Source organism: Streptomyces sp. ME02-8801-2C (assembly GCF_033793965.1).
In the GTDB taxonomy this organism is placed as follows: domain Bacteria; phylum Actinomycetota; class Actinomycetes; order Streptomycetales; family Streptomycetaceae; genus Streptomyces.
In genome coordinates this window covers 647000-660222 of record NZ_JARAXP010000003.1, presented here as the reverse complement: position 1 = coordinate 660222, position 13223 = coordinate 647000, and the positions used below count along the sequence as shown (strand labels likewise).

The following is a 13223-nucleotide window of genomic DNA, read 5'->3' as shown; positions in this document are numbered from 1 at the left end:
GAAGTGCAGCAATGAGTATGGACACCGTCGCCCCGGCGATACCGGACCTGTCGGACCCGGCGACCTTCGCCTCCCGGGTGCCCCATGAGACGTTCGACGCGGTCAGGCAGCTCCCGGGGCTGTACTGGCAGCCCGCGAAGGCGGGCACCCGTAACGGCGGGTTCTGGTGCCTCACCCGGCACGCGGACATCGCCGAGGTCGAACGGAACCCCGAGCTCTTCAGCTCCCGGTGGGGTCCGTTCTTCCCGAGTCTTCCCTCGTCGGAGACCGAGTTCCGGCACAACATCATGTACAACGACCCGCCCGTGCACAGCCGGCTGCGCCGGGCCGCCGCCCGGTCCTTCGGCCCCCGGGTCATCGCCAACTTCGACGGCTGGGTGCGCGAGATCGTCGTGGAGGTGCTGGAGGACATCGCCGCCCGCGGCGACGTCAACTGGGTGGACGACGTGGCGGCCGTCATCCCCTCCCGCGTCATCGCACGCGTGATGGGAGTCCCGTACGAGGACCGTCAGCGCATCGTGGACTGGACGCTCGCGATCTTCGACGCCGCGGAGCAGCCCGACGGCGGCGCGTCCACCATGGCGCTGCTTCCGGAGGTCTTCGCCTATCTGGACCAGCTGCGAACGGACAAGCTGCGGGCTCCCCAGGACGACTTCGCCACCGTGCTCGCCCAGTGCGTAGAGCGGGGCGAGATCAGCCATCCCGAGTTCCTGCACTACCTCAGCCTGCTCCTCGTCGCCGGGTTCGAGACGACGCACACGGTGATCGCCCAGTCGATGCGGCTGATCCTGGAGGACCCGCGGATCGCCGACGCCACCCGCGAGGCCGTCGACGTCGGCAACCTCAACGGGCTGGTCGACGAGTTCCTGCGGTTCGTCACCCCGGCCATGAACATGGCCCGCACGGTGACCCGGGACACCGACTTCCACGGCACGCCGATGCGTGAGGGCGACCTGGTCCAGATGTTCTTCACCGCCGCCAACCGTGACCCGGAGGTCTTCACGGACCCGCACCGCTTCGACCCGCGGCGGACCGCGAACGAGCACATGGCCTTCGGCAACGGCCCTCACCACTGCATCGGCAAGAACCTCGCCAAGCTCGAACTCAGGATCCTCTTCGAGGAGATGCACCGCCGAGGCATCAGCTGCGCCCCGAACGGCGAGCCCAGACGCGGCTGGAGCACCTTCATCAACAAGCTCCTGTCCATGCCCGTCACCGTCACCGTCGCCACGGCCGACCCGCAGGAGGCCCGCTCATGAGCACCCTGACGGACGCCGTCGTCGTCGTGACCGGCGGCGCCACCGGCGTCGGCCTGGCCCTCGCCCGAGAAGCCGCGGCCCGCGGTGCCCGGGTGATGATCGCCGACGTCGAGGACGCGAGCGCGGCGGTGGAGAGCCTGCGGGCCGACGGTGCCACAGCGGAGTGGCTGCGGACCGACACCACGGACTATTCGCAGGTCAAGAAGTTGACTGAGGCCACTGTCGATCGGTTCGGCGCGGTCAACGTCGTGTGCAACAACGCCGGTATCGGTGTTGCCGGTGCGCTTCAGGACGTGGACCCGGCGCAGGCGAAACGTACCTTCGAAGTGAACGTGCTGGGCATGTTCCACGTCGTCCACGCCTTCGCCCCGCTGCTGAAGGACGCGGCCGCGCGAGGCGGGCCGGCGTACATCCTCAACACCGGCTCCGAGCACTCCCTCGGCGTCCCGCCCCATGTGATGCCCATGAGCACGTACACCACGTCGAAGTACGCCGCGCTCGGCCTCACCGACACCGCGCGCCGCGACCTGAAGGACTTCGGCGTCGGCGTCTCCCTCCTCACCCCCGGCTGGGTCCGTACCGAGCGGATCAGCGCGCTCGTCGCCGCCGATCCCCACGCGGCGGCCGCCATCGAACCCTTCGCCCAGGAGCCCGCCGAGGTGGCCGCGGCAGCCTTCGACGGTCTGCTCAAGGGCACCGCGGTCATCGCCACCAACCCGCACAGCCGCGCCTTCGCCATGGAGCACGCGCGCGACCTCATGGCCGACATCCAGGCACTTCCCCTCCTGGACGGCCCGGACGACCACGCCCACGACGGCACCGGCGACGCGTCGAAGTGCCCCTTCTCGCAGGGCTGAGCAGCACTCCTTCGCCGCCCGCGCCACTGGACGCGTGAGACCACTGGACGCGTGAGAGTCGGCGCTCGAGCACACCCCCATTTCGTTTCTCCGCATCACCCTTCACCCTCCCGCGATCGGCGGCCGGGCAGCGGAAACCCGCGCCTCACGGCCCCTCGCGTCAGCCCGTCATTCCCTCGGATGACCACAACCCAGGACCGAACCATGCCTGAACGAAGGCAAGTTGCGATCGTCGGCGTCGGCCAGACCGACTTCGGCGCCCTCTATGCCAACAAGGACGCCCAACGAGACGCCTACGCCCTCGGCGCCGAGGCCCTGCGCCTCGCCCTCGACGACGCCGGCCTGCGCAAGGACGAGGTCGACGGCCTCCTCACCGCCCGCATCCACTACGAGCACGGCGCCCATGTGCTCGGCATCCCGACTCCCCGTGTCATCAACGCCCTTGAGGGATCGGGCCGGATGAGCGGCGTCGCCGTCCAGCACGCCGTCTCCCTGATCGAGACCGGCCAGGCCGACGTGGTGGCGTGCGTGTACGGCAACAACGGCCGCTCCGTGAAGATGACTTACGGCGGCGCCTACACCGACAGCCCCACCACCCGCTACGACGCGATGTACGGCATGACCTCCCCGGGCGCGTACGTCGCCATGATGTACCGCCGATACATGCACGACTACGGCGTGCCCGACGGCGCCCTCGCCCCGATCGCCATCAACAACCGCCGTAACGCCGCCCTGAACCCGGTGGCCGTGATGCGCGAGGAGATCACCGAGGAGCAGTACCTGGGCTCCCGCCACATCGCCGACCCGTTGCGCCTCTACGACTACTGCATCATCAACGACGGCGGTGTCGCGCTGATCCTCACCACCGTGGACAAGGCCCGTGACCTGGCCAAACGCCCGGTACGGGTGGCGGCCACCGCGGCGCGGGCCAGCGTCGGCAACTTCTACACCAGCACGGACTTCTTCCACTCCGCCTCCCAGGACGTCGCCCGCCGGGTGTACGCGGAGTCGGGCTACGGCCCGCAGGACATGGACTGCCTGCAGATCTACGACAACTTCACCCCCACCGTCCTGTTCAGCCTGGAGGGCTTCGACCACGCGCCGCGCGGCGAGGCCTGGAAGTGGGCGAGCCCGGACCGTATCGCCCGCGACGGCGAGATGCCGGTCAACACGGCCGGCGGGCACACCGGCGAGAGCTACATGCAGGGCTGGGGCCACCACGTCGAGGCCGTACGCCAGATCCGTGGCGAGGCCGGCCCCCGCCAGGTGCCGGACTGCGACGTCGCCCAGTACATCTGCGCCTCACCCATCGTCACCTCACACGTCCTGGTCGGGGAGTGAGCCACCCATGGACAACCAGAAACTCCTCGAGATGCTCCCGCCGGTCACAGACGCCAACCGCGGCTTCTGGGAAGGCACCCTCGCGGGTGAACTCCGCCTCCAGTACGGCGAATCCGGCACCCCTCGCTTCCCCGAGGCCCCGGTCGACCCGGTGACCCTCGGCACGGACTTCGAGTGGCGCGCGGCCGGCGGCAGGGCCACGTTGTGGTCCTGGATCGTCATGCACCAGAAGTACTTCCCCGCCTTCGCCGACGAGGTGCCCTACCTGGTGGCCTTCGTGCGGTTGGAGGAAGGGCCGTACCTGATGACCACCCTCGTCGACCCGCCCGAGAACCTGGAGTGCGGGATGCCCCTCGAGGTCGTCTTCGAGCAGCTCTCCGACGACCGGGCCATCCCGAAGTTCAAGGTGGTCACCCCATGACCGCTCCCATGACCGCCCCCGCGACCGAAGAGGTCGTCCTGCTCGAGCACCAGGACAACGGCGTCTCCCGCATCACCTTCAACCGTCCCGCCAAGCGCAACGCCATGAACCGTGCCGCACGCGTCGGCATCGTGCGCGCCCTCGACGAGTGCCGTGGCCGGTCCAAGGTGATCGTCATGACCGGCAACGGCCCCGCCTTCTGCGCCGGCGTCGACCTCAAGGAGGGCGATGTCAGCACCGGGGACGCGGAACTCGACCGGCGCAGCGAGTGGGCGGCCGTACAGGAGGAGATCCGCGACCACCCCGCCGTCGTCATCGCCGCGGTCAACGGCACCGCCCTCGGCGGCGGTTCGACCCTGATCAACGTCGCCGATCTGGCCGTCGCGGCCGACGAGGCCCTGATCGGGATGCCGGAGATCGGCTTCGGCCTCTACCCGACCCTCGCCGGGCCCGCCGCCCAACTGCGGCTGCAGCCGAAGCACGCGGCCTGGCTGGTGCTCACCGCCGAACGCGTGAACGGCACCACCGCGGCCGAGTGGGGCCTGGTCAATCTCTCCGTTCCCCTGACGGAACTCGACACCGCGGTCACGGCTCTCGCCGAACGTGTCGCCTCCTTCGACGCCACCGCGCTGGAATGGTCGAAGAAGGCCCTGTGGAAGATCCCCGGCGAGATCTCCGAGTGGACCGAGGCCATCGCCTACGGCCATGAGGTCGCCGCCGAACTGCGGTCCCGCAGCACCGCGTTGGCCGAGGGCCTGGGCCGGTTCCGGGCCGGCGAGCGCAACCCGGGGCAGGGCTGATGTCCGGGCAGCGCACCTTCCGGGTGGTCGAGGTCACCGAGTCGGTCGCGGGAGCGGCGTGCGGACGCCTGCTCGCCGCCCTCGGACACGACGTACTGCTGTGCGAGCCACCCACCGGGGCGCCGTTGCGGGCCAGGGAGTTCACCTTCGCGGCTCTGGGCGCCGGAAAGCGCAGCGCCGTACTGAGGACCGAGCAGCTCACGGCCGGCGAGACAAGCCCGCTGACCGACGCCGACGTGCTGATCACCGACCTCTCACCGGCCGCGGCCGCCGCGCAGGGACTGGACGTCGACAGCCTTCGGCAACGGTTCCCCCGGCTGGTCATCGTCTCGCTCACCGCCTTCGGGCTGACGGGGGAGTACGCCGAGAGCGTGGGTGACAGCCTCCTGGCGGAGGCGTACGGCGGACTCGCCACCATGATCGGTGAGCCGGACCGGCGTCCGCTCGGCCTCGGCGGTGAACAGGCCGCCCACTCGGCCGCGTTCGTCGGCCTGTACGGCGCCATGCTCGCCCTCCGCGACCGCGACCGCACCGGACGCGGGGACCTCGTCGAGGTCGCTCTCAGCGATGTCGCCGCCTACATGGACTGGAAGAGCGACGTCCTCCACGACCTCGGCGGGGGAGTCCCGAAGCGCGCGGGCTCCTCACAGGGCGGCTGGCGCGTGGTGCGGGCCAAGGACGGCTGGGTCGGAGTGATCTTCCAGGCGCAGCAGTGGCCGGCTGTCGTCGAGCTCTTCGGCGATCCGCGCCTGAGCGCACCCGGCCTCGACGACCCCGAGCAGCGCGCCGGCCGCTCCGAGGAATGGTGGGGCGTGATCGCCGAAGCGGCCGCGAGTCGCGAGGCCGTGGAGCTCTACACCGAGGCCCAGCGCCTCGGACTGCCCTTCGGCCATGCCGCCGACGCCGAGGACCTGCTGGCCGACGAACAGCTCCGCGCCCGGGGCTTCGTCCTCCCGCCCGGCAGTCGGCGCAGGGACGCTCCCGTGGTCGGCCTTCCGTGGACCGTGCCCGGCGTGTCCCCGACCCCGGCGCCGGCACCCCGGCTGGGCGAACACGACGGCAGCCTCACCGTCCCGCCGCGACCGGCCCCGGTACGCACACCGCTCCCGGCCCCAGCCGCGTTGCCCCTGGACGGCCTGGTCGTCCTCGACTTCGGCACCATCACCGCCGGGGCGGCCACCAGTCGGCTGCTCGCCGACTACGGGGCGACCGTCATCAAGATCGAGTCGCACGGCCGCCCGGACCCGTTCCGTAAATGGGTGATGCCGGGCAGCGCCGAACAGGCGGACGGCGGTCCGCCCCCGCCGTCCCCGATGTTCGCCTCCAACAACGCGGGCAAGCGCGGCCTGAGCCTCGACCTGAAGACGGCAGCGGGCCGGGCCACGGCCCACGAGCTCATCCGCAGGGCCGATGTCCTCGTGGAGAACTTCCGTGTGGGCGTGACGGCCCGGATGGGCATCGACTACGAAACCGTCCATCGGCTCAACCCCGACCTGGTCTATCTCTCCCTCTCGAGCCAGGGCGTCTTCGGACCCGAGGCCGCGTACGGCTCCTTCGGCTCGACGCTGGATCTGCTCTCCGGGCTCGCGGCCGTCACGGGTTACCCGGGGGAGCGGCCCATGTGGTCGGGTGGCGACGTCAACTACCCGGACCAGGTGGTGTCGTTCATCGGCGCCGCCCTGGTCGCGGACGCCGTCACCAGCGGCCGGCGCGGCATCCATCTGGACATCTCGCAGCGGGAGGCCGTCGCCTGGACCCTGGCCGACCAGCTCGGCGAGTACGTCTGGACGGGCCGTACGCCCGCACCGGACGGCAACCGCCGACCCGGCGCCACTCCGCACGACACCTACCCCACAGCGGAGCCCGACAGCTGGCTGGCGATCGCCTGCACGAACGCCGGTCATCGGCGGGCGCTGGCCGAGGTGATCACCGCACTGCCCGGACATGAGCCGGAGGACTGGTGGCTGAACCACCAGGACACCGTCGATGCCGTGATCTCGGAGTGGACTGCCCGGCGCCCCCGGGACACGGCCGTGGCGGAACTCCGCCGCGCGGGTGTCCCGGCCGTACCCGTGAACAGTGCCGCGGACCGCGCACGCGACCCCCGCTACCGCGAGCGCCGAGCGGCACTGCGCGCCCCGGAGTGGCTGAAGGGATTCCCCCTGATCCTGCACGGCCACACCCCGCCCGACCCGGCACACGCCCCGGCGCTCGGCGAGAACGCCGGGCATCTGACGGACGACGCCCTCGACGAACTCGTGGCCGGCACCGCGCGACCGCCGTCCCCCCGCTGACCCTCCCCGCCCTCCCCCCTCCCGCACCCCGTACCCCGTACCCACACCCCGCTCAGGAGACCGCCATGCCCCGTGTCGTGTTCGTCCGCCCGGACGGAACCAAGCAGGAGACCGAAGCCGCCGACGGAGCCACCGTCATGCAGGCCGCCACCGCCGGCCTGGTCCCGGGAATCGTCGCCGAATGCGGTGGCGAGCTGTCCTGTGCCACCTGCCATGTCTTCGTCGACGAGCAGTGGCTCGGGGCGCTGCCCGCGCGGTCGCAGGACGAGGAGGACATGCTGGAGGCGACCTCCGAGGAACCCACCGACGCCAGCCGACTGTGCTGCCAGATCACGCTGGACGCCTCGCTGGACGGCATCGTCGTCCACGTCCCCAGGACCCAGAAGTAGCACCCGGTCGGAGCACATCATGCAGACAGAACCCATCGCGAACGACCGCGTGGTCGTGGTCGGCGCCGGTCAGGCCGGCGCGGACTTCGTCGCCGCCCTGCGCATGGCCGGCCACCAGGGCCCGGTGACCCTCCTCGGCGAGGAACCCGGACACCCGTACGCCCGCCCGCCGCTGTCCAAGGCGTACCTCTCCGGCAAGGCCACAGCCGAGGACCTGTACATCCGGCCGCCCGCCATGTACGAGCAGCAGGGCATCGACCTGCGCACCGGCACCCGGGTCACCGCGATCGACCGGGCCGCCCGCCAGGTGGTCCTCGCCGACGGCGAGCGGCTGCCGTACGGACACCTGGTGCTCGCCACCGGCGGACGGGCGCGCAGACTGCCCGTCCCCGGACTCGACGACGCGCCCAACGTCCACTACCTCAGGACCCTCGCCGACGTCACCGCCATGCGGCCCCGTTTCGTGCCGGGCGCACGGCTGGCCGTCGTCGGCGGCGGCTACGTCGGCCTCGAAGTGGCCGCGGTCGCCCGCCGGCTCGGTCTGGACGTGACGGTCCTCGAAGCACTGCCCCGCGTCCTGGCCCGGGTGACCGCGCCTCAGGTCTCCGCGTTCTACCAGCGGGTGCACACCGAGGAGGGCGTGGACATCCGCGTCGACACCGCGGTGACCGGCTTCGCCTTCGCCCCCGACGGCTCGGTGGCCGCCGTGGAGCTGAAGAGCGGCGAGCGGATCGACACCGACATCGTCCTCGTCGGGATCGGCCTGGTCCCCGCCACCGAACTCGCCGAGCGGGCGGGCCTCGCCGTCGACAACGGCATCGTCGTCGACGAGCACTGCCGTACCGAGGATCCCGCCGTCCTCGCCATCGGCGACTGCACCAGCCACCCCTGTGGCGAGCACGGCGGACGCCGACGGCTGGAGTCGGTGCCCAACGCCTCCGAACAGGCGCGGACCGCCGCCGCCACCGTGACCGGGAACCCACAGCCGTACACCGCCGTCCCGTGGTTCTGGTCCGACCAGTACGACGTCAAACTGCAGACCACGGGCCTGTCCACCGGCTATGACGACGTCGTCGTGCGCGGCACCACCGAGGCCGGACGTTCTTTCGCGGCCTTCTACCTCAAGGACGGCCAGGTCCGCGCCGCGGACGTGATCGGCAGCCCACGGGACTTCACCGCCGCCAGAAAGCTGGTCGCGGCACGTGCGCGGGTCGCCCCGGAGGCACTCCGGGACATGTCGGTCCCCCTCAAGCAACTGCTCTGAACCACTCAGATGGGAAACCGAGACATGACAGACCAGACGGCGGCCCCGGCGGCCTCCTCGGGCCCGGAGCGCTTTCCGGCCGGGCTGGACCGCGACTACCTGATGCTCATCGACGGCGAGTGGGTCCCCGCCTCCGGCGGCGAGACCTTCTCCTGCGTCGACCCCTACGAGAACCGTTCCTGGGGCCGCGTCCCCGCCGCCACCGCCGAGGACGTCGACCGGGCCGTACGCGCGGCCCGCCGGGCCTTCGACGAGGACGGCTGGTCCCGCACCCCCGCCTCGCTCCGCGCCGGACTGCTGCGCAGGCTCGCCGACCTCGTCGAGGAGCACGCCGAGGAGCTGGCGGTCGCCCAGGTCCACGAGAACGGCAAGCTCCTCAGCGAGATGCTGCCGGGTGCGCGCGCGATGGCGGCCCACGCCCGCTACGTGGCGGGCCTCGCGGAGAACCACCACGGCGCCACCCTCCCCGCCCACCCCGGCTTCACCGCGTACACCGTGCCCGAACCGGTCGGCGTCGTCGCGGCGATCACCCCGTGGAACTCACCCCTGACCCTGCTGTCGTGGAAGCTGTTCCCAGCGCTCGCGGCTGGCTGCACCCTCGTCATCAAGCCGTCCGAGGTGACCCCCACGTCCACCCTCCGGCTGGCCGAACTCTGCGAGCGGGCCGGCTTCCCCAAGGGGGTCGTCAACGTCGTGACCGGCTTCGGGCAGCCGACCGGCGCCGCGCTGGCCGGACACCCCGGCGTCGACAAGATCGCGTTCACCGGCTCCACGGCGGCGGGCAAGGCCATGCTCAGCGCCGCCGCCCCCCGGGTCGGGCGGGTCACCCTGGAACTGGGCGGGAAGTCACCCAACATCGTCTTCGCCGACGCCGACCTCGACAACGCCGTGCACGGCGTCATGGGCGGCATCTTCGCGGCGACCGGGCAGACCTGTATGGCCGGCTCCCGGGTGCTGGTCGAGGACGCCGTGTACGAAGAGTTCGTCGACGCCCTGTCGGCCGCCGCGGACAAGCTGGTCCTCGGCGACCCGCTCGACCCGGCGACCGACGTGGGCCCGCTCGCCTGCCGCAACCAGTTCGACAAGGTCCTCGACTACGTCGGCATCGGGCAGTCCGAGGGTGCCCGGCTGGCGGCGGGTGGCGTACGGGACACCTCCACCACGGAACTGGCGCGCGGCCTGTTCGTCCGGCCGACCGTCTTCGCCGGAGTCGACAACTCCTCGCGGCTCGCCCAGGAGGAGATCTTCGGGCCCGTCGCCGGTGTCGTGCGGTTCAGCGGCGAGGACGACGCGGCGCGGCTCGCCAACGACGTCGACTTCGGTCTCGCGGCCGCCGTGTGGACCCGGGACGTCGGCCGCGCCCACCGCATGGTGAGGCGGCTGCGCGCGGGCACGGTCTGGGTCAACGCCTACCGCGTCGTCCACTACGCGGTGCCCTTCGGCGGGTTCAAGCAGTCCGGCATCGGCCGCGAACTCGGCCCAGACGCGCTCGACGACTACACCGAGACCAAGTCCGTCTGGATCGACGAGGGCAACCCGCAGCTGTTCGGCCGCCACTGAGCCGTGGCACCGGAGAAAGAGAGCTTGATCACCGTGCTCGAACACCAGCACATCTACATCGACGGCGCCTGGCGCAGCCCTTCCGACGACCAGGTGACCGAGGTGGTCAACCCGGCCACCGAACAGGTCGTCGCCACCGTGCCGGCCGCCACGGCCAAGGACGTCGATGCCGCCGTCGCCGCCGCCCGCGCGGCACTGCCCGCCTGGTCCCGTACGACCCCGGCCGAGCGCGGGGTCTTCCTGGACCGGCTCCACCGAGGTCTGGTGGAGCGGGCCGACGAGATCGCCACCACCGTCACCGCGGAGATGGGCGCACCCCGGCGACTCGCGGAGCGGGTCCAGGCGGGACTGCCCGTCGCGGTCGCCGAATCGTACGTACGGCTGCTGGAGACGTACGAGTTCGAGGAGCGCGTCACCACCTCGCTGGTCGTCAAGGAACCGGTCGGCGTCGTCGCCGCCATCACCCCCTGGAACTACCCGCTGCACCAGGTCGTCGCCAAGGTGGCGGCGGCGCTGGCCGCTGGGTGCACCGTCGTGCTCAAGCCGTCCGAGGTGACCCCGCTCGACGCCTACCTCCTCACCGAGGTCCTCGACGCGGCCGGTCTCCCCGCGGGTGTCTTCAACCTCGTGCCCGGCACCGGCTCCGTCGTCGGGGAGGCACTGGTCGCCCACCCGGACGTCGACATGGTCTCGTTCACCGGGTCGACCCGCGCCGGCAAGCGCATCGGCGAACTCGCGGCGGCCACCGTCAAGAAGGTCGCCCTGGAACTCGGCGGCAAGTCCGCCAACGTCATCCTGCCGGACGCCGACCTGGACTCCGCGGTCCGCGCGGGCGTGGCCAACGTCCTGAGCAACTCGGGCCAGACCTGCACGGCATGGACCCGGATGCTCGTCCACAGGGACTCCTACGAGCGTGCCGTGGAAGTGGCCCGCGAGGCGGCCGAGAGCACCGTGGTCGGCGATCCCGCCGACGAGCGGACCCAGGTCGGCCCGGTCGCCTCCGCGGCCCAGCGCGACCGGGTCCGCGCCCACATCGCCGAGGGCATCGACCAGGGCGCCCGGCTGGTGACCGGCGGCGTCGAACCGCCGGACGGCCTGCCCACCGGCTACTACGTCCGCCCCACCGTCTTCGCCGACGTCACCGAGGACATGACCATCGCCCGGGAGGAGATCTTCGGCCCGGTCATCGTCCTCTTGCCGTACGCGGACGAGGAGGACGCCCTGCGGATCGCGAACAACTCGCTGTACGGCCTGTCGGGAGCGGTGTTCTCGGCCAGTGAGGAAAGGGCCGTGGCCTTCGCTCGCCGTCTGGACACCGGGATGGTCCACATCAACGGCGCCCGACTGAACCTGATCGCTCCCTTCGGCGGGTACAAGCAGTCCGGCAACGGCCGTGAACTGGGCGTCCATGGTCTGGAGGAGTTCCTCCAGGCGAAGGCGCTGCACCTTCCGGCGCCGGCGGCAACAGGAAGGGCGACGCCATGAACGTTCCTGACTTCCCGGTCGCGCGGAGTCTCCTCGCGGACATCTGGGACTCGCTCGGCGGAGAGAAGGAGGCGCTGGACCGTGTCCGTTTCGAGGGACAGGGCGCGCTGCGGTCCCCCTTCGCGGTCACCGACCTGGCCGCGGCGTCGTTCGCCGCCGCCGGACTGGCCCTCAGCGAACTCGTCGCCACAACTGGCGCCGGGGGACCGGAAGTTCGGGTGGACCGAGCCCTCGCCAGCGGTTGGTTCGATTTGCCGGTCGGTCCTTCCCAGCCCCTCGATCCGTCGGCCCGGCAAGGCGTTCCGCACACCTGGATGTGCGAGTTCCAGACGGCCGACGACCGGTGGCTGCGCGTGCAGGCGACGTTCCCGACCCTGCGTGCACGTATCGCGCGAGCACTCGGCACGGCTGAGGACACGGCCGCGTTCGAGGCGGAGATCCGCAGGCACCCCGCCGAGGACATCGAGCGGTTCCTGGTCGACGCGGGCGCCGCTGTCGCCGTCAGTCGCTCGGTCGAGGAATGGCGCGGCCACGCCCAGGGTCGCGCTGTGGCCACGGAGCCCGTCGTGCGCATCGAGAGCGGCGACACGGGCGACGACACCTGGAAGCCGACGCCGGGACGCCCCCTGGCCGGCATCCGTGTGCTCGACCTGACCCGGGTCATCTCCGGACCCATGGGGACCCGGTTCCTGGCGGCCTGCGGCGCCGAGGTGCTGCGTCTCGACCGTCCCGGCTCGGACGAGAGCAGCGGGGTCTTCGGGCGGGGCAGCGACATCATGCTGGGCAAGCGGTGGGCGCTCCTCGACGTGCGGACCCCGGACGGCCGGGAGCGGTTCCTCGAACTCCTGGCTGAGGCGGACGTGCTCGTCCACGGATACCGCCCCGGCGGACTGGACAGCCTGGTCGCCCCCGCGGTCAGGGCCGCCGTACGGCCCGGCCTGGTGGAAGTGGCGCTCAACGCGTACGGCTGGACGGGCCCCTGGAAGGACCGCAGAGGCTTCGACACCCTGGTGCAGTACAGCAGCGGCCTCGCCGACGCGACGACGGCCTGGGCTCTCGCCGACCCGGAGCACAGGACGCCGATCAACGCGCTCGGCCGGCTGGTCGACGCCGACCGTCCCCGTCATCTGCCCGTCGAGGCACTCGACTTCGCCACCGGCTACCAGATCGCCGCAGCCGCGATCCGGGGCCTGACGCGGAGAGTGGCAACAGGTGAGGGCTCCGTCTCCCGGCTCTCCCTCGCCCGGACCGCCGCGATGCTGGTCGGCGCGGGCCACGTCGCGGAGGAACCGGAGATCCGGCTGCCGCTCGACGGGCCGTACGAGGACCGCGTCCAGGTCAGTGGTGACGGCCGTCCGGTGAAGCGGCTCCGGTTCCCCGTGGCGGTCGAGGAGACCCCGCTGTTCTGGGAGCGCCCGTTCGAAGCGGCAGGCTCTTCCGCGCCTGTGTGGTGCACCACGGGTTGATCCCGGTTCGCTCGCGCTCGTCCGACGGCTGGACGGGCGTGAAAGCGGGCCACGGCGGGCCCGGCGCCGCCGCCTTCACGGCACCCC

General features: G+C 71.5%; 11 protein-coding genes. All 11 read left to right on the top strand.

What is annotated here, in order from left to right:
- Positions 1-11: 11 nt before the first annotated feature.
- The 11 genes from PV396_RS11970 to PV396_RS11920 all read left to right on the top strand — a co-directional run bounded on the left by PV396_RS11970 (position 12) and on the right by PV396_RS11920 (position 13136).
- Positions 12-1259 carry a cytochrome P450 gene (locus tag PV396_RS11970; protein WP_319203464.1) on the top strand — a complete coding sequence of 416 codons (1248 nt, stop codon included), beginning with the start codon at positions 12-14 and terminating at the stop codon, positions 1257-1259.
- Complete coding sequence (locus tag PV396_RS11965; protein WP_319203462.1) at positions 1256-2116, top strand: SDR family NAD(P)-dependent oxidoreductase; 861 nt, start codon at positions 1256-1258, stop codon at positions 2114-2116. Before PV396_RS11970 ends, PV396_RS11965 begins: the two co-directional genes overlap by 4 nt.
- Before the next feature lie 204 nt (positions 2117-2320).
- Positions 2321-3457, top strand: coding sequence for a thiolase family protein (locus PV396_RS11960; protein ID WP_319203460.1), 1137 nt, complete (start codon positions 2321-2323; stop codon positions 3455-3457).
- Positions 3458-3464: 7 nt separating this feature from the next.
- Positions 3465-3878 carry an OB-fold domain-containing protein gene (locus PV396_RS11955; protein ID WP_319203457.1) on the top strand — a complete coding sequence of 138 codons (414 nt, stop codon included), beginning with the start codon at positions 3465-3467 and terminating at the stop codon, positions 3876-3878.
- Complete coding sequence (locus PV396_RS11950) at positions 3875-4678, top strand: enoyl-CoA hydratase/isomerase family protein (protein WP_319203455.1); 804 nt, start codon at positions 3875-3877, stop codon at positions 4676-4678. Before PV396_RS11955 ends, PV396_RS11950 begins: the two co-directional genes overlap by 4 nt.
- Positions 4678-6972, top strand: a complete 2295-nt coding sequence (locus PV396_RS11945) for a CoA transferase (RefSeq protein WP_319203452.1) — start codon at positions 4678-4680, stop codon at positions 6970-6972. The genes PV396_RS11950 and PV396_RS11945 overlap by 1 nt, the downstream gene beginning before the upstream one ends.
- A 65-nt stretch (positions 6973-7037) precedes the next feature.
- A complete protein-coding gene (locus PV396_RS11940) occupies positions 7038-7361 on the top strand; it encodes a 2Fe-2S iron-sulfur cluster-binding protein (protein ID WP_319203450.1) in 324 nt (107 codons plus the stop codon).
- A 19-nt stretch (positions 7362-7380) separates the two neighbouring features.
- Positions 7381-8625, top strand: a complete 1245-nt coding sequence (locus tag PV396_RS11935; protein WP_319203448.1) for an NAD(P)/FAD-dependent oxidoreductase — start codon at positions 7381-7383, stop codon at positions 8623-8625.
- A gap of 24 nt (positions 8626-8649) precedes the next feature.
- Positions 8650-10185 carry an aldehyde dehydrogenase gene (locus PV396_RS11930; RefSeq protein WP_319203446.1) on the top strand — a complete coding sequence of 512 codons (1536 nt, stop codon included), beginning with the start codon at positions 8650-8652 and terminating at the stop codon, positions 10183-10185.
- Between the two features lie 33 nt (positions 10186-10218).
- A complete protein-coding gene (locus tag PV396_RS11925) occupies positions 10219-11670 on the top strand; it encodes an aldehyde dehydrogenase family protein (RefSeq protein ID WP_319204080.1) in 1452 nt (483 codons plus the stop codon).
- Positions 11667-13136, top strand: a complete 1470-nt coding sequence (locus tag PV396_RS11920) for a CoA transferase (RefSeq protein ID WP_319203444.1) — start codon at positions 11667-11669, stop codon at positions 13134-13136. Before PV396_RS11925 ends, PV396_RS11920 begins: the two co-directional genes overlap by 4 nt.
- Positions 13137-13223: the final 87 nt, after the last annotated feature.